Origin of the sequence: Rheinheimera salexigens (assembly GCF_001752395.1) — a bacterium.
Classification (GTDB): Bacteria; Pseudomonadota; Gammaproteobacteria; order Enterobacterales; family Alteromonadaceae; genus Alishewanella; species Alishewanella salexigens.
Genome location: NZ_MKEK01000001.1, coordinates 1,527,537 through 1,544,945, shown reverse-complemented (window position 1 = coordinate 1,544,945; position 17,409 = coordinate 1,527,537). Strand labels below are relative to the sequence as shown.

General features: G+C 40.7%; 20 protein-coding genes. 4 read left to right on the top strand and 16 right to left on the bottom strand.

Annotation, left to right across the window (positions count from 1 at the left end; genetic code table 11):
• Positions 1 to 57: 57 nt before the first annotated feature.
• The 5 genes from BI198_RS07135 to BI198_RS07115 form a co-directional block, all read right to left on the bottom strand.
• Positions 58 to 678: a mechanosensitive ion channel domain-containing protein gene (locus tag BI198_RS07135; RefSeq protein ID WP_070048936.1), complete on the bottom strand. Its 621-nt coding sequence runs from the start codon at positions 676 to 678 to the stop codon at positions 58 to 60.
• A 20-nt stretch (positions 679 to 698) separates the two neighbouring features.
• The gene (locus BI198_RS07130) at positions 699 to 1,193 is read right to left on the bottom strand and encodes a YcgN family cysteine cluster protein (RefSeq protein ID WP_070048935.1); all 495 of its coding nucleotides are present in this window, start codon (positions 1,191 to 1,193) and stop codon (positions 699 to 701) included.
• A 2-nt stretch (positions 1,194 to 1,195) separates the two neighbouring features.
• A complete protein-coding gene (locus BI198_RS07125) occupies positions 1,196 to 1,873 on the bottom strand; it encodes a fumarylacetoacetate hydrolase family protein (RefSeq protein ID WP_074467411.1) in 678 nt (225 codons plus the stop codon).
• The gene (locus tag BI198_RS07120) at positions 1,873 to 2,889 is read right to left on the bottom strand and encodes a lytic murein transglycosylase (protein ID WP_070048934.1); all 1,017 of its coding nucleotides are present in this window, start codon (positions 2,887 to 2,889) and stop codon (positions 1,873 to 1,875) included. Before BI198_RS07120 ends, BI198_RS07125 begins: the two co-directional genes overlap by 1 nt.
• Before the next feature lie 125 nt (positions 2,890 to 3,014).
• Positions 3,015 to 3,293: a YcgL domain-containing protein gene (locus tag BI198_RS07115; protein ID WP_070048933.1), complete on the bottom strand. Its 279-nt coding sequence runs from the start codon at positions 3,291 to 3,293 to the stop codon at positions 3,015 to 3,017.
• Positions 3,294 to 3,469: 176 nt separating this feature from the next.
• On the opposite strand from BI198_RS07115, the gene minC reads away from it, so the two are divergent.
• Genes minC through minE form a run of 3 tightly spaced genes read left to right on the top strand, consistent with a single transcriptional unit; the run spans position 3,470 to position 5,249 of the window.
• Positions 3,470 to 4,165: a septum site-determining protein MinC gene (gene minC / locus BI198_RS07110; RefSeq protein ID WP_070048932.1), complete on the top strand. Its 696-nt coding sequence runs from the start codon at positions 3,470 to 3,472 to the stop codon at positions 4,163 to 4,165.
• A 10-nt stretch (positions 4,166 to 4,175) separates the two neighbouring features.
• Positions 4,176 to 4,985, top strand: coding sequence for a septum site-determining protein MinD (gene minD / locus BI198_RS07105; RefSeq protein ID WP_070048931.1), 810 nt, complete (start codon positions 4,176 to 4,178; stop codon positions 4,983 to 4,985).
• 3 nt (positions 4,986 to 4,988) lie between these two features.
• Positions 4,989 to 5,249: a cell division topological specificity factor MinE gene (gene minE, locus BI198_RS07100; protein ID WP_070048930.1), complete on the top strand. Its 261-nt coding sequence runs from the start codon at positions 4,989 to 4,991 to the stop codon at positions 5,247 to 5,249.
• An 88-nt stretch (positions 5,250 to 5,337) separates the two neighbouring features.
• On the opposite strand, the gene BI198_RS07095 is transcribed toward minE, so the two are convergent.
• The 4 genes from BI198_RS07095 to BI198_RS07080 form a co-directional block, all read right to left on the bottom strand.
• Positions 5,338 to 6,735: a DUF4397 domain-containing protein gene (locus BI198_RS07095; protein WP_070048929.1), complete on the bottom strand. Its 1,398-nt coding sequence runs from the start codon at positions 6,733 to 6,735 to the stop codon at positions 5,338 to 5,340.
• A gap of 144 nt (positions 6,736 to 6,879) precedes the next feature.
• The gene (gene rnd / locus BI198_RS07090) at positions 6,880 to 8,022 is read right to left on the bottom strand and encodes a ribonuclease D (protein ID WP_070048928.1); all 1,143 of its coding nucleotides are present in this window, start codon (positions 8,020 to 8,022) and stop codon (positions 6,880 to 6,882) included.
• A 27-nt stretch (positions 8,023 to 8,049) separates the two neighbouring features.
• Positions 8,050 to 9,729, bottom strand: a complete 1,680-nt coding sequence (gene fadD, locus BI198_RS07085) for a long-chain-fatty-acid--CoA ligase FadD (RefSeq protein ID WP_070048927.1) — start codon at positions 9,727 to 9,729, stop codon at positions 8,050 to 8,052.
• A 203-nt stretch (positions 9,730 to 9,932) separates the two neighbouring features.
• Positions 9,933 to 10,790, bottom strand: coding sequence for a class I SAM-dependent methyltransferase (locus BI198_RS07080; RefSeq protein ID WP_235605271.1), 858 nt, complete (start codon positions 10,788 to 10,790; stop codon positions 9,933 to 9,935).
• Between the two features lie 262 nt (positions 10,791 to 11,052).
• Between BI198_RS07080 and BI198_RS07075 the strand changes: the two genes are divergently transcribed.
• Positions 11,053 to 12,366, top strand: a complete 1,314-nt coding sequence (locus tag BI198_RS07075) for an alkaline phosphatase (RefSeq protein ID WP_083256577.1) — start codon at positions 11,053 to 11,055, stop codon at positions 12,364 to 12,366.
• Between the two features lie 11 nt (positions 12,367 to 12,377).
• On the opposite strand, the gene BI198_RS07070 is transcribed toward BI198_RS07075, so the two are convergent.
• The 7 genes from BI198_RS07070 to BI198_RS07040 all read right to left on the bottom strand — a co-directional run bounded on the left by BI198_RS07070 (position 12,378) and on the right by BI198_RS07040 (position 17,270).
• Entirely contained in the window at positions 12,378 to 12,626 is a 249-nt protein-coding gene (locus BI198_RS07070) for a chalcone isomerase family protein (protein WP_070048926.1), read from the bottom strand.
• On the bottom strand, positions 12,619 to 13,092 hold the full coding sequence (locus BI198_RS07065; RefSeq protein WP_070048925.1) for a DUF2878 domain-containing protein: 474 nt from the start codon (positions 13,090 to 13,092) through the stop codon (positions 12,619 to 12,621). Before BI198_RS07065 ends, BI198_RS07070 begins: the two co-directional genes overlap by 8 nt.
• Positions 13,089 to 13,829, bottom strand: coding sequence for an SDR family NAD(P)-dependent oxidoreductase (locus BI198_RS07060; protein ID WP_070048924.1), 741 nt, complete (start codon positions 13,827 to 13,829; stop codon positions 13,089 to 13,091). Before BI198_RS07060 ends, BI198_RS07065 begins: the two co-directional genes overlap by 4 nt.
• Before the next feature lie 67 nt (positions 13,830 to 13,896).
• Positions 13,897 to 14,205 carry a hypothetical protein gene (locus tag BI198_RS07055; protein WP_070048923.1) on the bottom strand — a complete coding sequence of 103 codons (309 nt, stop codon included), beginning with the start codon at positions 14,203 to 14,205 and terminating at the stop codon, positions 13,897 to 13,899.
• 66 nt (positions 14,206 to 14,271) lie between these two features.
• Positions 14,272 to 14,997 carry a tRNA (adenosine(37)-N6)-threonylcarbamoyltransferase complex dimerization subunit type 1 TsaB gene (tsaB, locus tag BI198_RS07050; RefSeq protein WP_235605270.1) on the bottom strand — a complete coding sequence of 242 codons (726 nt, stop codon included), beginning with the start codon at positions 14,995 to 14,997 and terminating at the stop codon, positions 14,272 to 14,274.
• The gene (locus BI198_RS07045; RefSeq protein ID WP_070048922.1) at positions 14,994 to 16,925 is read right to left on the bottom strand and encodes an ATP-dependent DNA helicase; all 1,932 of its coding nucleotides are present in this window, start codon (positions 16,923 to 16,925) and stop codon (positions 14,994 to 14,996) included. The genes tsaB and BI198_RS07045 overlap by 4 nt, the downstream gene beginning before the upstream one ends.
• A 93-nt stretch (positions 16,926 to 17,018) precedes the next feature.
• Positions 17,019 to 17,270: a hypothetical protein gene (locus BI198_RS07040; protein ID WP_070048921.1), complete on the bottom strand. Its 252-nt coding sequence runs from the start codon at positions 17,268 to 17,270 to the stop codon at positions 17,019 to 17,021.
• Positions 17,271 to 17,409: the final 139 nt, after the last annotated feature.

The window sequence follows — 17,409 nt, the reverse complement described above, 5'->3', positions numbered from 1 at the left end:
TGTTTTGCCAACTTGGCTAAATGTAGCAGATTGCTAAAAGTACTGCTATCAGTAAAATTAATCATTTTTCTGATTTATCAGCACTTTACGCCGCCATTTTTGCGCTTTCTCTACCACTTTATGTTGGGTAGAAATTTTACGGCTTTTATTCGGCAGTACAATAACCGGCCGTGAGACGATTAGGTTATTGGGATAAACCACTAATTCATTATTTTCTGTTTTTAATACGGTACTAAATAAATTAATTTCAACTATGCGACCATCAATGTAATTAGCCCCATCCACTACCCGTACTTCAGCACCTTGCGAATAGGCTTTATGGCCTAATAAAATAAAAAATGCGGTTATATTACTTAGCAACGACCAACTGGCAAATAACGCCACACCGACGATAGCTATAACCGACGAAGCCAGTACTAATAAGCCGCGAATATCTAAGCCCCAAACCACACTCAGAACAATGATAAGCACTATCATTAACAAAATGTGCATCACGACGACAGCACGTTTATTCATGTCATCTTTAAGCCGACTATGCGCAATCAGCTGATATAAAACCGGTAGTAAACGTCGGCTAAACACAAAATATAAGCCAATCGACAATAAGCTAAACAAAAACTGAATAGTGGCTGGACTAAAGTGTTGGGTTATTTGTTGAATCGATTCAAGAAGCGACACTAATACCTCGCAAGCTAAGACTAATCTATATCGTTAAGTGGCCAACGCACTATATAGTCTTCAAAGTCATTCATATCGACTTTTAACTCGCTAATGCTTTTATTACGTACCGACATTTGCTTTTTATGCATTAAACTTTTTTTGCCATCATTTAACAATGGATGCCAATGCGGTAATCCTCTACCTTCGTGTAAACGACGGTAGGCACAACTCGTTGGCATAAAGAATATGTCTTTTAAATTTTCTTTAGTTAATGCAATACAATCTGGCACTAATACCGTGCGCTGAGCATATTCTGTGCATTCACAAGCCTGGCTATTTAAATAGCGACAGGCAATATTTGTAAAGTGCACTTGCTCATTAGCATGTAGCACATCAGTTGGCCCTGCTTCATCATCATCTTCAATAAACTTATTTAGGCAGCATTTACCGCAGCCATCACATAAGGCTTCCCATTCTTCGCTATTCATTTCTGCCAGCGATTTATGTTCCCAATATTTCTCGGCTAACGCCATGTTTAACTTACCTGTGTTTGTAGAGTGAAAAAGTCATCGAATTGCACTTGTAGTTGATCACCTTTATGTAAAGGTCCTACGCCTGCAGGTGTACCTGTTAACACCATATCGCCTGGCTGTAACGTAAAATGCTGAGACATTTCGCTAATTAAGCCAGTAATAGTACGGATCATATGGCTGGCATCACCGGTTTGTCTAGCATTACCATTCACCTGAAGTGAGAATTTAAGCTTTTGGCCATCAGCAATATCGCTGCTAGCGATAAAACCGGCGACGGGACATGCATTATCAAAGCCTTTAGCAATTTCCCATGGCCGACCCAATTTTTTTAACTCTGCTTGACGATCCCGCAGGGTTAAATCTAAAGCTAAACTGTAGCCCCAAATTGCTGCGGCAACTTGGCGCTCATTGGCATTTTTAAGCTCAGATTTAATTAAAACAGCTATCTCTATTTCATTATGTACAGCGCCTTGATCACTTGGAATACTGATAAAAGGCGTTATTGGGCAAATGGCGGTACTAGGCTTAATAAAAAATAATGCTTCTGGTGCCGTAATGCTGCTCATTTCAGCAATATGGTCTTGATAATTTTGGCCAATACATACCACTTTACCAACGGGTAAATCTATAATCTGCCCGTCATGTTGTAGATGCTGATATTTATGCATTAACGGCAACATTAGTTTTGATCCTTAGCCACGATTAAATCGGCTAAATAGCCGACACTAGTAACAAAGTAATAAGATCTATTCCAATGCATAAGCACTTTGTAATTATCATAAGCTAAAAAGGCTCGACCGTTTTCACCATCTGGAAAGATTAAAGCAGCTGTAATATCGCGCTGCGGTAATTCAGTACCATTTAATCGTTTAACCCCTAAGGCATGCCATTGGCTTAAGCTGCGCTCAGATTGCTGCCATCTCTCTAACCACTCACTGCGTTTTAAACTACCACGAGCAATCGCGTTAGTGGCATCAAAGTCTTTTGGCAATAATACTTCGCGGCCCCAGGTTTTATCACTATCCCATCCTTGTTGTTTTAAATAGTTAGCTATAGAAGCAAATACATCTAATTGATTGGTCCAAATATCTTTTTTACCATCGCCATCACCATCTTGGGCATAGGCCATAAACGAGCTGGGCATAAACTGACTTTGGCCCATAGCACCTGCCCATGACCCTTTCATATCAGCAAAGCTGATATGGCCGTCAGCTAAAATATCTAAGGCGTGAAAAAACTCTTTTTTGAAAAAGGTTTCCCTGCGACCATCATAAGCCAGCGTTACCAATGCCGATGGCACTGAATACGAGCCCATAAAACGGCCAAAGCTACTTTCTAAGCCCCACAATGCAACGATAAACCGCGGATGTACGCCGTATTTTTTACCAATTTCAGTTAATTCTGGTAAGTATTTTTCATAGCGCTCTCGCGCCATAGAAATACGTATCTCACTTACCCGTTTTGGTAAATACGTATCCAGTGTTTCCACAAACTCTGGTTGGCTCTTATCGGCAGATACTATGCGCTCATGATAAGTTAACGAGCTAAATACTTCGTCTAACAATTCGCTTTTATAGCCTTTGCTTTGGGCTTCAACTTTTAATGCTGTGGTGTAATCGCTAAAACTTGGCTTAGCGTCTTCGGCTAGCACTGGCATGCTGAGCAAAGCAGCAACTGAGAATAGGGTTCTAAACATATTGATTCCTAATATTCATGGCCTAAGAAATTCTTAGCCTTAATGCGTTGTTTTAATAAAGGGCAATAACATTGCTTGGCTTTATTAGCGTTCTACCACTTCGATTTGAAACACTGTGCGCTGTACTATTTATCAGTTAATTGCTGCGCTTTATGTTTAGTTAATAGGTTTTCAACCGGTGGCGGTACTTGTAAATAAAAACCTTGGCTTTGTAACTGTTGTTTAACTTTATCTAAATCTGCCAAAGCTAAATATTGCCGTGAAGCTAGATTAATTATGGTCACTAATTTAGGCGGGCCAAAACTAGTTAATAACGCTTCAGGCACAGCACTGAAGTCGTCACGCCGCTCTACATAAAGATAAGTTTGCTCTTTTTTGAGACTTTTATATACCGCACATAGCATAGAATAAAACCACGTTCCAACCTTGCTTAACGAAGGCCTAAACTATAACATGAAGCCTCTATATTGCGTACCTGCAACTGTGTGGCAACGCGAATAAATTCGAGGTTTCAGCTGATGAAACTTTTATATAATATTTTATATAATACTTTTATATAAAAACTGCGCTAAGAACCGTTATGTCAGAACAATTGTTAGAATTAAAAGGTAGCTTATTCCCTCTATCAGTACTCTCTTATAAAGAGCTGTCTGTCAGCGCTTTGCAACAGCAGTTGAGCCAAAAGCTGGCGCAAGCACCGGCTTTTTTTTATCAAGCTCCTATTATTCTTAACGTAACAGATTGCCAGCAAGCGCCAGATTTTAATGCGATTAAACAGCTGTTTTCAGAGTTAAAACTAGTTTTAGTTGGCGTTTGTGGTGCTAATGCCGAATTAAAGCAACTGGCCCAACAAGCCGGTTTAGCGGCATTGCAATTAGGTAAAGAAGCTAAACCCACGGTCTCTAAACCAGAGGAAGTGCCGGTAGAAGCTGGAGCTAATGCTCCGATGGACAGTAAAATTGTTGAACAAGCAGTGCGCTCTGGGCAACAAATTTATGCAAAAGGTGCAGATCTTATTATTAAAGGTACTGTGGGTGCCGGCGCCGAAGTGATTGCCGATGGTAACATTCATATTTATGGTACTTTACGCGGTAAAGCCATAGCGGGTGCCGCTGGTGATAATAGTAAACGAATTTATTGTTACAACTTGCAAGCTGAACTTATTTCAATAGCGGGTAATTACTGGTTAAGTGAAAGCTTACAAGGTGAATTTTGGGGCAAAGCGTCTTGCATTAAGTTGCAAGACGACCAGCTAGTCTTAGCAGAATTAGTATAAGGATTAAACTATGGCAAAAATCATAGTCGTGACGTCAGGAAAAGGCGGAGTCGGTAAAACCACCTCTAGCGCAGCTATTGGTACGGGCTTAGCGCTAAAAGGTAAGAAAACAGTTATTGTTGATTTTGATATTGGATTACGTAATTTAGATTTAATTATGGGCTGTGAGCGTCGGGTAGTTTACGATTTTGTTAACGTAATTAACGGCGACTCTAATTTAAAGCAAACTTTGATTAAAGATAAACGTACCGACAATTTATTTATCTTACCCGCTTCACAAACCCGTGATAAAGATGCCTTAACTAAAGAAGGTGTAGAACGCGTTTTAAATGAACTGGCAAAAGATTTTGATTTTATTATTTGTGACTCTCCTGCAGGCATTGAAGCAGGCGCCATGATGGCATTGTATTTTGCCGATGAAGCCATAGTTGTGACCAACCCTGAAGTATCCTCTGTACGTGACTCGGATCGTATATTAGGTATGTTATCTAGTAAGTCACGCCGTGCTGAAAACAGCCAAGACTCTATTAAAGAGCACTTGTTATTAACCCGCTATAATCCTGAACGCGTTGAAAAAGGCGAAATGTTAAGCGTGGAAGATGTGAAAGAAATTCTTTCTATCGATCTACTTGGCGTTATTCCTGAGTCGCAGGCTGTATTAAATGCATCCAACTCTGGCCAACCTGTTATTTTAGATACCGACAGCGATGCTGGCCAAGCTTATTTAGATACAGTTAATCGTTTACTTGGCGAGCAAGTGCCTTTTCGCTTTATTAATGTTGAAAAGAAAGGCCTGTTAAAACGGATTTTTGGAGGGTAATTAATGTCATTACTGGATTATTTTCGGTCAGCGAAGAAAAACACTGCAAATACAGCTAAAGAGCGGTTACAAATTATTGTTGCCCATGAACGAAGAAAACGTAATAGCCCTGACTATTTACCGCAATTAGAGCGCGATATTTTAGAGGTAATACGTAAATATGTTGATATATCTCCTGAACAAATTGCCGTGTCTTTAGAGCAACGCGATAATGAATTGTCGGTATTAGAATTAAACATCACCTTCCCTGATGAAAAAAGCTAAGCGATAAACTAATTTTTTAATAAAAAAGCCGGTAACAGTATATTGCTATTACCGGCTTTTTATTAGCAATCTGACTAGTTTTACAATTTTACTCTACAACAAAATCATCAATTTTTATCAAGCCAAGCATAGTGCTATCTAAGTTTTCGCCATCTCGAGTTATGGCTGTGTATATTCGATTTGTCGTTAAACTGACGGCAGTTTCAATCACTACAGTTTTTTCAGCCGCTTTAGTTACTGTAATCACATAATCCCCTGCTGGCAACGACATATAACCAACGTCAGTTTTATACGCAACATTACTAAAATTTGCGGTTGCTTGGCTGATATCACCATTGGCCGTTATGTAAATATCAACATTCCCCGACAAAGTAGAACCATGAATAATTCTTAGTTGCGCTTCTGTGGCAATACGCCGTGATTTATCGGTATAGATTAAAGCCTCGATGGCAGCATCATCACTTTCATTAACAGATCCGCTAGCAAGCAAGCTGTAATACTGTCCCGCTGCAACAGTAATACTATTAGTACTACTAGAATCTAAAATGATGCTTACCTCATATGTTTTAGGGACCACTTGCAGATAATCAGAAAACTCAGTAAAAGAAATCACATTTCCTAAGCTGGTATCACTACTGGTTTTAATTTCAAAAGGCTCGGCATCGGATGCGTTATGCACAATCCGTATTGAAGCATTAGCGTTGACGTCAAAAATATTTTTTTGACTGCCATCTTGCGCTACCGCTAAAAGTGAAACCGGTGAGGCGCCGGAAAACTGGCTATCAATTGCCGCCAACACTAAATCTGTACCCACTGCGGTATAATCTAAGCTAGCACTGTCAAAAAGTACGGTTTGATTATCTGTTAGCGTAATGCGTACCTGATAGTTAGCAGGATCTAGAATAATTGGCTTGCTGTAACCTTTAAAAGAAAATGTGGCTTCTGGCGTTGCTAATTCAGCACCTGGTACCGTGACATGGACACTCACTTCAGGAGCACTTGCAGCGGCATGAACTAATTGCAGTCGAATTTTATTTAAGGGTATACCACCCAGTTGCCCCGGAACAATTAATGCACTTAGACTGGCATCCGCCACTTTACCCACTGTGAAAACGGTATATCGTTTCGCTTCGGCTACGGTTAAGTCAACAGGCTCAAGTATAGAAAGCGTATTATTATCACCAGGCAAAATGGCATTTACGCTTGCTTGATAGGTTTTTGGCGGCACTGAAAGCACGGTAGAAGCATCTGCATACTCAAGTTCGGTAATCAGGTTTTCGTCTGCAATAACAATATTGATATTTGGGGAATCAATTGCGGTATTAACAACTTGTACTGTGCCATTAACCACAACGGGTGGTGGTATTGTTGGAGGTGGTGGTGGTGCTGGTTGTGATGTTCCAGGCGTTGAACTGCCCCCTCCGCCACAGCCGATTAATAATAAAGATAAAACCATCAGCAGAGCAGAGTTGTTTATTCCCATCATTATTGCACCCTTAAGTCAGAAATTAATCAGTTATTAGAGTGTAACGTATAATTCTTAACTTGGATCACTAAAAAAAATAACGGCTAATAAATTTGCCGTTATTTTAATGTTACGTGACTGTCTTATTCTAAAATTTCATCAATTTTATTTAGCATTAACAGTAACATGATCAGGTAGGGTTAAAAATGGCAATAAATACTGGCGACGCCAACCTTGGAAATATTCCGGTACCGGCAAGGCCAAACGTTGTTGATCCGACACCCGCCAACACCAATTAACAAATTCGTGTAATTGCCGTTTAACAGACATAAATTCTGCGGGGATTTGCTGCTGTTCCGCTGCCTGCTTAATTATCGCGGTAATAGCAGCAACTTGTTGTTTATAACCAATAAACTGATCTTGATGATAAAAACGCTGTGGGCAGTCTTCTGGCGGTAATGCTTTAGCTTGCTCAATGAGCTGGATCACGGTTTGGCCATGTCGACGCACTTCTCGAGCGGGTAAATCAGGAATATTAAATAAGCTTTCTACTGTGCTAGGCCGACGTTTAGCTAATTCAAATAACTGAGCATCTTTTAACACTAAGCCTAATGCTAAATCTTTTTGCTGCGCATACTGATAACGCCAGCTAACTAATTCTCGCAATACCGCTAATTCACGCGGAGTTAGCAACCAACTATTTTTAATTTCTAAATACTTAAACTCTGGCGCCAGTTTTTGCTCTTTACGCAGCATTAACTGCTCGCCTTCTTGCAACAGTAAACTCAACTGTTGCTCGTTTAGCTCTTGCTTTAAAGTTTGATATAAAGGATATAAAAATAAAACATCATTAGCAGCGTAATTTAACTGTTTATCCGCTAATGGCCGAGCCAGCCAATCGGCACGGGTTTCACTTTTATCTACTAATTGTCCAGAGATACGCTCAACTAAATTAGCAAAACCAATACTGTTACCCCAACCCAAAAGTTGGCAGGCTAATTGGCTATCAAATAAAGGCGTAATATTTGTAATACCAATAGTGGCAAAAGCTTCTATATCTTCATTGCAAGAATGTAATAGCTTAACCGTATTAACATTTGCGAAAATATCAATTAACGGTTGCCACTGAGTAATGGTTAATGGATCAACCAACGCTAAATGTTCGCCATCATAAAGCTGGATTAAGCCAAGTTTAGGATAAAGCGTGCTTTGACGAATAAACTCAGTATCAACAGCAAGTAAAGTGCTTTTAGCAATACGCTGGCAATAACTTGCCAGCGTTGCATCGTCGGATATTAATGGAATCATTTACAACCTAATGTCACGTGGTTTTTCCTATGCTTTTGTTGATTTTTTTATCTCTTCATCACGTAATTCACGACGCAGGATTTTACCAACATTAGTTTTGGGTAGCTCTTTGCGGAATTCAACAGATTTTGGTGCTTTATAACCGGTTAAATGCTGACGACAATGGGCAATCATTTCTTCTTCGGTTAGCGAAGGATCTTTTTTTACCACAAACAATTTAACTACTTCACCTGAAACGTCATGCGGCACGCCAACGGCAGCCACTTCCAGAACTTTTTCGTTCATGGCAGCAACTTCTTCTATTTCATTTGGATAGACGTTAAAGCCAGAAACTAAAATCATATCTTTTTTACGATCGACGATATAAAAGAAACCTTCATCATCCATTCGGGCAATATCACCGGTATACAGCCAACCGTCTTTTAATACCTTAGCTGTTTCGTCAGGGCGATTTAAATAACCTAGCATAACTTGCGGCCCGCTCACCAGCATTTCGCCGGACTCACCTTTGGCAACGTCATTACCTTCTTCATCCACCAAGCGAATATCAGTAGATGGCGCAGGTAAACCAATGCTGCCATTAAAGCCTGCTAAATCGTATGGACTGACTGTAACTAATGGACAGCACTCAGTTAAGCCATAGCCTTCTAGTAAACGAGTACCTGTCACTTTTTGCCAGCGCTCCGCAACAGGACGCTGCACTGCCATACCACCGCCTAAAGATAACTTAAGCGTGCTGAAATCTAGTTGGGCAAAACCCGGAGTATTTAATAAGCCATTAAATAAAGTATTAACGCCGGTAATAGCAGTAAACGAAAAGCCTTTTAACTCTTTGACAAAGCCTGGCATATCTCGCGGATTGGTGATCAACAAGTTAGTTGCACCGTATTTAAAAAAGGTAAAGAAGTTAGCCGTTAATGCAAAGATATGATAAAGCGGTAATGCCGTTACCACTCTTTCTTCACCTTTCACAAAGAAGGTATCAAGACAACCCGTTACTTGCTCTAGATTAGCAACCATATTGCGATGGGTTAACATGGCGCCTTTAGAGACACCCGTCGTGCCACCGGTATACTGCAAAAAGGCAATATCACTGCCCACCAAAGTAGGTTTTTGTAGGGGTAATTCAGCGCCCTGCTTTAAGGCATCATTAAAACTAACAAAACTTTTTAAATTATAGCTTGGCACTAATCTTTTCAGATATTTAACCACGAAATTGACAATATTGCCTTTTACACAACCCAGCATGTCGCCCATTTTAGTTAATATAATATGCTCAAGTTGAATATGATCTTGAATATCACTAAGAGTATGGGCAAAATTTTCGACAATAATAATGGTTTTAGCTTTAGAATCGGTTAATTGGTGTTCTAGCTCTCGAGGGGTATAAAGTGGGTTAACGTTTACCACCACACAACCAGCACGTAAAATCCCCATTAAAACGACAGGATATTGCAGTAAATTCGGCATCATAATTGCCACTGCATCGCCTTTTTTCAGGCCTAAACTTTGTAAGTAGGCTGCAAAAGCGATACTTTTCTGATCAAGTTCACGATAGGTAATTGATTTTCCCATATTGATAAAAGCTGTTTTATCAGCATATTGTTCAATACTTTGACTAAATATATCTAATAATGATGGGTAATGATCAGCATCAATTTGCGCTGGTACACCTGACGGGTAACGTTTTAACCAAACTCTTTCCACCGTCTACTCCTTTTTCTAAGGTTATTATTTTATTGGTATATAACCAGCCTGATGCAATCTAATATGGGTTGCAAGAAACATGGGCTGCTAATACATTAGCCTTATTGCATGGCTTGAAGTATTGCTTGTTATATGAACACTATAAATTTGAGTTATTACTCTAGCCCTAATCTTCCCACAATTAACGGCTATTCACAATTACTCTACTCGTTCGGTTTAATAAATTTCAGTGTCATACGATCACTTTCACCAATGGCTAAGTAATATTCTTTATCTTGGCCACCCATAGCTAATGTTGGCGGTAGCGTATAAACCCCTTTAGGATAATTTTTACTGTCTAGTGGATTGGCATTGATCTCACTGCTTGCAACTAACTGAAAACCTACTGATTGAGCAACCGCGATAACATAAGCCTCATCTAAATAGCCAACACTAGCAGAGCTGGAAATATCGGATAAACGAGAAGCTCTATGCTCGACCATACCCATAACACCACCTGGTTTTAGGGCATTAAATAACGTTTCTATTGTGGCATGTAAATGACCATCTTCGTTCCAAATATGGGCATTACGAAAACTTAACACCATATCAAATTGGTCTGTCACCTGTGGTGTCAGGAAAGGTGGCTCAAGTTCTAGCGTCGCGACTTGGCCAAAACGCTGCGGATTTTCTGCAATATAGTGCTCTAATTTAGCACTGATTTTAGCCCAAAACACATTGCGTTCATTACGGAAATTATCGGTATCTTTTGAAAATTGTGCCAGAGTTAATTTGCCCTGCGCTTTTAAAAATGGCGCTAAAATTTCGGTATACCAACCTTTACTTGGCCAAACTTCCAGCACTGACATCTGTGGCTCAATACCAAAAAAAGTTAAGGTCTCAGCAGGATGACGAAACGCATTTCGCTGAATATTGTCTTCAGCGCGAGCCGGATCATTGGCAATATGATCTAATTCTGTAAAGTGATTTTGCTGGGGTACATTAGCATAAGCTGGAATAGTGAATGCTATAGCCAATGCAAAGAGCGCGGTATTAATCGTTGTTTTTATATTTATAATCATCAATATCTTACCAACCTTTGTAGGATAAACACCACTTTATCTATGTCTCTACAATAGATAAAGATATGTTATGTAATAGTGTTTGAACACCTTTAATCAAAACAGTTCCACTACCTATAATTAAGCCTTAGCTGGCCTCAGTTGTAAAGTTTAACAGTCAGCCTGTAATTAAGGGGCTTTATCGACATATTTTTGTCATTTAGTTGCTATAAAGTACACTATCGAGCAATAACATCAAGCAAGGTTAATAAGAGGCCTTTAAATGCGTAAAAATTGTCTGCGTACAAACCTATTATCATTATCGTTACTATTAATACCAACCGCTTTATTTGCTGCACCTAAAAATATTATTTATATGATAGGGGATGGCATGGGGCCAACCTATTTAACCGGTTACCGCTATTATAGTGATGATGTCACGACGAAAGCCGTAGAGAACACCGTATTTGATCAACTGTGGTTAGGTATGGCAAGTTCTTATCCAGATGATGACACTTATGTAACTGACTCTGCCGCAGGTGCTACGGCCTTAGCTACTGGCATTAAAAGCTATAACGGTGCTATTTCAGTTGATCATAAACATATGCCGCTTAGCACTATGATGATGCAAGCAAAAAAGCTGGGGAAAGCCAATGGTATTGTGGCTAGCTCACAAATTAATCATGCCACGCCAGCCGCGTTTTTAGCTCATAATAAAAGTCGGCAGAATTACAATGAAATTGCTGATATGTATGTAGATTATCGTATTAACGGTAAACCGGTTGCTGACGTTATGTTAGGCGGCGGCAAAAAGTATTTTATTCGTGAAGATCGTAACCTCGTTAATGAACTGCAGCAGCAGGATTATCAATATGCTGAAAACTGGCAACAGTTAGACCAGCTTACCCGTTCACCTGCCATTGCTTTATTAGCTGATGTCGCTTTACCGTCAGCGATAGATAACCCTGTGCAGCAGCCATTAGCTCAATTAACCAGTAAAGCTTTACAATTGTTAGCAACAGCTGAAAAGGGTTTTGTATTAATGGTTGAAGGTAGCCAAATAGATTGGTGTGGCCATAGCAATGATATTGCTTGTGCCATGGCAGAAATGGACGATTTTGGTCATGCTATTCAAGTGGCGAAAGACTTTGTTGATGCTAATCCAGATACGCTATTAATTATTACCGCTGATCATGAAACCGGCGGCTTATCTTTAGGTGCCAATGGCGTTTATGAATGGCGTACCGACAAAATCAAGAAAATTCGTCATTCCGCCCTGGTTATTGCAGAAAAAATGTTAGCCGCCACTAACGATGAAAATGCGCTACAGATATGGCAAACATTAACTAGTATGGCTCTGTCAGAAGAAGAATCTAAGCTATTGCTAATGGCAAAAACCGATAGTAATAAAGCGTTAACCTCGCAAATTAAAGCTATTATTAATAACAGAACTAACACCGGCTGGACGACTGGTGGCCACAGTGCTGCGGACGTACCCGTATTAGCTTATGGTAAATGGCAAAAAGATTTTATTGGTTTCCAAGACAATACAGATATAGCCAAAAAAATAATGCAGTATATTCAGCAAACTAAATAAGCCTTTAAACCCTAATGCGTCGTCAGTAATTGGCGGCGCAATTTTTTTGCGCTGGTATCGGGCGACAGCCAAATATCAAAAAATGCTGGACCAAATTTCTTATCTTCAATAGTGCCAATTTCTTGCTGATTAAATAAAAACGTCACACTGCCCTTGCCTATTGTCTTGTAGTCAATAGTCACGTATTCAATAGCAGCAGCATTGAATATCATCAATAAAGCCAGCACACAAACACTAACACGGCCTTTAATATTAAGCATACCATCTCCTGCTGCAGCCTAGCGCGATGGCAATCAGCGCCCACACTATACTTAAAATTAAATAAGACCATTGGCCATAATAAAACTGTAATATCCCGCCACTTAAACCTGCGCCAGCAATATAAGAAACAGGCCCTCCGATACCGCCTAATAGCGCGGCTAGCCAAGGTTTAGTTAACATAGCGGCCATTACTTCAACTGCGGCTAAGGCAAACACCGCCCAAAGTAGAATAAACCACAGTGGCAGCCAAATATTGTCACTAAAGCCTATTACACCCGCTGTTACTAATGCGCTATCAATCAGTAAACCAGCGCCAATAACGTTCAGCACGGCCAACCTAGACTTATTGTTTAGTTGGGACATGCCATACAGCCAATACATTAATACCGGTATCAGCACAGTTTGCTGCCAATAGGCCAATGCTAGCCAACAGATTTCAAAGCCTATTACTGCGCGCCAATTCATTTATCGGCCATTTTTGCCGCTAAGCGACAGCGTAAGCCATAGGGTAAACACGCCATTAGCTTTAACATCACACTTAGCCTTATAGGAAAGCGAATACGTAATTTATTGTTATCTAAACCGTGGTAGATACGTTTTGCTGCAGTATCGACCGACAGCAAAAATGGCATTTTAAAATCATTTTTTTGAGTTAAGGGGGTATCAACAAAGCCGGGCTCAATTAAGCAAATTTGTATCTCCGTTTTGGCTAAATCTACCCTTAAGCTATCAACAAAATAACTTAATGCGGCTTTACTGGCACCATAAGCTTCAGAGCGCGTAAAGGGGAAAAAATGAGCCATAGAACTGACCACCGCAAGTTGCGGTTTTTTAGATAATGAAAGTAGTGGTAGTAAATATTTTATGGCTGCAACGTTGGCGTGAAAATTAATAGCAAAGGTGCGCTCAAAGGCGCTTAAATCAAGATTTTTTGCTGTTACATATTCACAGCTGCCTGCATTGAGTAAAACTAAATCTAAGGCAATATTTTTATTAGCCAACTCTTTAGCAGTGGTTATGATGGCATGGGTATCGGTCAAATCTAATGGTAAGGCGATAATGCCGGGGGTTATGGCTAACTGCTGTAACTTTTCAACAGAACGTGCCACCGCATAAACGGTCCAGCCTTGACTAGCAAAGTACTTAGCTGTGGCTGCGCCAATGCCAGAGCTAGCGCCCGTGATTAAACAAGTGCTAGACATAATTTTAACCTTATATATTAGCCGTGATATATAAGGTTACGCTTTAGTAGTGGAGTTGGTTTAGTTACTAGGCGTAAAGATCGACACCCAGCATAGATTGGATTTCATTGCGCCGTTGTTGATGTTGTAAACTTTGATAAGCGGCGACCGCACGTTCGGCATGAGCATCATTGCCATTACCATTACTGCGAAAGCTAGGCTTGTGTTGTTCAGCATCTAAAGCAGATAAAACTCTAGCATTACTGCGTATGCCACTACCTTGCGGGGTTATAGCCGCTGTTTTTGGCTCAGCAGAAGGCCGCCGCGCTTCGGTACTATTGTACACCGTAGCAACATGAGCAGGAGCGTTTAAACTTTGCTTAACTGTTAACGTCATAGCTACACTCTACTTTAAACATGGGGTAATTATAACCAGTGCTAAAATTTAACCAAGTACTATTTTTTAACGCCCTGGTAGCTTTTGCCAGGTTACCTCATCACGCACATAAATCGGTTCGGCTAATTCAGCAGCAATAAAGTCACCCGCGGCAAAAGCCGGCAGTGCTAGGGTTAGCATATCTTGGGCAGAAGGATATAAAATATCAGTATAGTAAGTGGCAGCTTGTTTTAGCTGTAACTGATCATAATAGGTTTGCCAGCCCGTACCCACTGCAGCAACATTACCTTGCAAACCTAATTCAGTTAGCACGTCAGGTTTTACCGCCCGTTCTACCGTTATCGCTTGCATAATGTTACTACTAATCTCTAATTTATAAGCCGCAATATACACTTCAGCCATGCGTGCATCTATCGCCGACACCACCTGCGTTGCACCATGTAAACGATAAGCCGCTTGCGCCATGGCAGCTAACGTTGAGACACCATATACAGGCAAATCGGCACCAAAGCCTAAACCTTGGCAAACACCTGCGCCAATTCTAACGCCGGTAAAGCTACCAGGGCCACGACCAAATACTATGCCGTCTAGTTGTTGTAAGCTAAGTTCGGCTTGGCTAAGTAATTGCTGGATCATCGGCAAGATCCGCTTACTATGCTGCTGTGGACACACTTCGTCCAAAATTAGTCTTTCATTATTAATATAAAGTGCAACCGAACAGGCTTCGGTTGAGGTATCTAAAGCCAGTAGCTTCACTTCGCCCTGTTTTTGCACGTATCCTTGATTTTTCAAGTATCGGTTTCCTGTTTTATCTGTTTTAAAAAGGTGACGGCATCGTCCAGCGAACGGGTTCGCCGCATCGGTGGCAAACTGGTTAAAAATATTTCACCATAAGGCTTGGTCACTAAGCGATTATCACATATCACCATAACGCCGCGATCGGTAACATCACGAATTAAACGGCCCACGCCTTGTTTAAGGGTAATAACAGCTTGCGGTAATTGCACTTCAAAAAATGGATCTTGGCCTCTGCGCACACAGTTTTCACTTCTAGCTTGCAGTAGCGGCTCGTCAGGTGAGGCAAAAGGTAGCTTATCAATAATAACGCAGCTTAAAGTATCACCGCGAACATCAACCCCTTCCCAAAAGCTGCTGGTACCCAGTAACACCGCGTTTTCTAATTTCACAAATTGGTCTAACAATAACCGCTTACCACTACTACCTTGCACTAATACTGGCTGGCGAATTAAATCTGGTAGCTGTTTTGCCACCATTTGTAACATACGATGGCTGGTAAATAAGAAAAAACAGCGACCATTATTGGCTTCAATTAATTGACAGGCAATATCAATTAATGTTTTTGCCATCAATGGCTGATGCGGCTCGGGCATAAAACGCGGCACACATAATAAGGCTTGCTCGGCATAATTAAACGGGCTTTCAAGTAACAAAGTTTTCGCTTGCTGTAAGCCCATTTGCTCGGTGTAATGGCTAAAACCATTATTAACCGACAACGTAGCAGAGGTAAAAACCCAACTACGCTCGTCGGCTGCCACAATAGCGCTAAATTTGTCGGCAATGCTAAGTGGTGTTAGATGCAAACTGACGTGCAAGCGGGTAGTTTCATACCACAAACTGACCCCTTCCTGCTGCATATCCACCAGCTTGGCTAAGCGTAACTTAATTTGCACTAAGCGCTCAAACACATTATCTATTTGTTCACTGCGGCCTAAACTGGATTTAAGCACTAAGTACAGCATATCAATACTTTCACTAACCCGATTTAAGGCAGTTTGCATCGGCAGTTGTTGATAAGCTTCGCGCCAATTTCCTTTAGTTGAGTCGCCAGAGAATTGTAAGCGCCAATCTTTAACTAATAAAGCCAGCTTTTCGGCCACTTTAGCTAACTGAGGATGATCGCGTAGTTCGGTTTTGCAAGCCAAGTCGATATCTCGGCATAAATCTAATAATAACCGGCTAGAAACATGCTCACCAAAATAGTCACTGGCAATATCGGGTAGCTGATGGGCTTCATCAAAAATAACCACATCCATATCCGGTAATAACTCGCCAAAACCGGTATCTTTAAGGGCTAAATCAGCAAAAAACAGGTGATGATTAACCACCACTAAATCAGAAGCTTGGGCTTTTTTACGCGCTTTTAATAAATGACAATCTTCATAGACGGGGCATTCTTTACCTAAACAGTTGTCTGTAGTGCTAGTAACATAAGGCAAAGCTTTAGAGTCTTCAGCTATATAACCAAGCTCACCGATATCACCGGTATGGGTTTCAGCTGACCATTTTTTAATTAAGCTTAAATCTTGGATCAGCTTATCGTCTTGCATTGGTACGTGATTATAATGCTGCTCTAAGCGGAATAAGCACAAATAGTTACTGCGGCCTTTTAACAGCGCCAATTGTAACGGGCTAGCTAACGCCTTCACAACAGTAGGTAAGTCTCGGTAATATAATTGCTCTTGCAGATTTTTAGTGCCCGTAGATAACACCACTTTTTTGCCACTAAGCAAAGCCGGTACTAAGTAAGCGTAAGTTTTACCGGTACCCGTGCCCGCTTCGACGACTAAGGCACCTGATTGCTCAATGATATCGGTAACGGCTTTAGCCATATCTAACTGGGCATCACGGGCATTAAAGCCGTCAATATGCTTAGCTAACGCGCCTGTTGCGGAAAACGCAGCGCTGACTTGGTTATGCATAGATAACGAGTAGGAATAAAGAGAAATAGTGCGGCACAGCAAATACCATCTTAGCCAATAAAACGGCTATTATGCCTGTTTTGCTAACAAAAATCAGACAAAAATATCTAACCGGCCATCATCGCCTACCCGTTGCTCTTCTTCTGGCGTGGTGTAAGGTGCTTCTGGCACACCTTCGACTGCCGACTTCTTGCCAAAGCGCTGTCGGCGCAGGATCAGATATTTATGTTCATTGGCTTTTAATGGGCTAAGTTTGGCCTCTTTAAAAACCGGTACCACCAGCTTAGCATCTTGCTCAACTGGACCACCTGGTACACGTTGTACAAATGGCATAAAAGCGTCCATAAATGGCTCCCTAAACTTTTATTAGCTAAACCTGTATCGGCTAGCCCAGCTTAAACTTAAGCTAATAGTTAAGTTTAAGCCAAAATTCAGTTACTTTATGCCAGTCTGTACCTGCAAACCGCTATTAATCTTGCTTAAT

Bases quoted from the DNA above. Each gene is read 5' to 3' on its own strand.
- BI198_RS07130 (WP_070048935.1), bottom strand. From the start codon at position 1,193: ATGGCGTTAGCCGAGAAATATTGGGAACATAAATCGCTGGCAGAAATG.
- BI198_RS07125 (WP_074467411.1), bottom strand. From the start codon at position 1,873: ATGTTGCCGTTAATGCATAAATATCAGCATCTACAACATGACGGGCAG.
- BI198_RS07120 (WP_070048934.1), bottom strand. From the start codon at position 2,889: ATGTTTAGAACCCTATTCTCAGTTGCTGCTTTGCTCAGCATGCCAGTG.
- BI198_RS07115 (WP_070048933.1), bottom strand. From the start codon at position 3,293: ATGCTATGTGCGGTATATAAAAGTCTCAAAAAAGAGCAAACTTATCTT.
- minC (WP_070048932.1), top strand. From the start codon at position 3,470: ATGTCAGAACAATTGTTAGAATTAAAAGGTAGCTTATTCCCTCTATCA.
- minD (WP_070048931.1), top strand. From the start codon at position 4,176: ATGGCAAAAATCATAGTCGTGACGTCAGGAAAAGGCGGAGTCGGTAAA.
- minE (WP_070048930.1), top strand. From the start codon at position 4,989: ATGTCATTACTGGATTATTTTCGGTCAGCGAAGAAAAACACTGCAAAT.
- BI198_RS07095 (WP_070048929.1), bottom strand. From the start codon at position 6,735: ATGATGGGAATAAACAACTCTGCTCTGCTGATGGTTTTATCTTTATTA.
- rnd (WP_070048928.1), bottom strand. From the start codon at position 8,022: ATGATTCCATTAATATCCGACGATGCAACGCTGGCAAGTTATTGCCAG.
- BI198_RS07080 (WP_235605271.1), bottom strand. From the start codon at position 10,790: ATGATTATAAATATAAAAACAACGATTAATACCGCGCTCTTTGCATTG.
- BI198_RS07075 (WP_083256577.1), top strand. From the start codon at position 11,053: ATGCGTAAAAATTGTCTGCGTACAAACCTATTATCATTATCGTTACTA.
- BI198_RS07070 (WP_070048926.1), bottom strand. From the start codon at position 12,626: ATGCTTAATATTAAAGGCCGTGTTAGTGTTTGTGTGCTGGCTTTATTG.
- BI198_RS07065 (WP_070048925.1), bottom strand. From the start codon at position 13,092: ATGAATTGGCGCGCAGTAATAGGCTTTGAAATCTGTTGGCTAGCATTG.
- BI198_RS07060 (WP_070048924.1), bottom strand. From the start codon at position 13,829: ATGTCTAGCACTTGTTTAATCACGGGCGCTAGCTCTGGCATTGGCGCA.
- BI198_RS07055 (WP_070048923.1), bottom strand. From the start codon at position 14,205: ATGACGTTAACAGTTAAGCAAAGTTTAAACGCTCCTGCTCATGTTGCT.
- BI198_RS07045 (WP_070048922.1), bottom strand. From the start codon at position 16,925: ATGCATAACCAAGTCAGCGCTGCGTTTTCCGCAACAGGCGCGTTAGCT.
- BI198_RS07040 (WP_070048921.1), bottom strand. From the start codon at position 17,270: ATGGACGCTTTTATGCCATTTGTACAACGTGTACCAGGTGGTCCAGTT.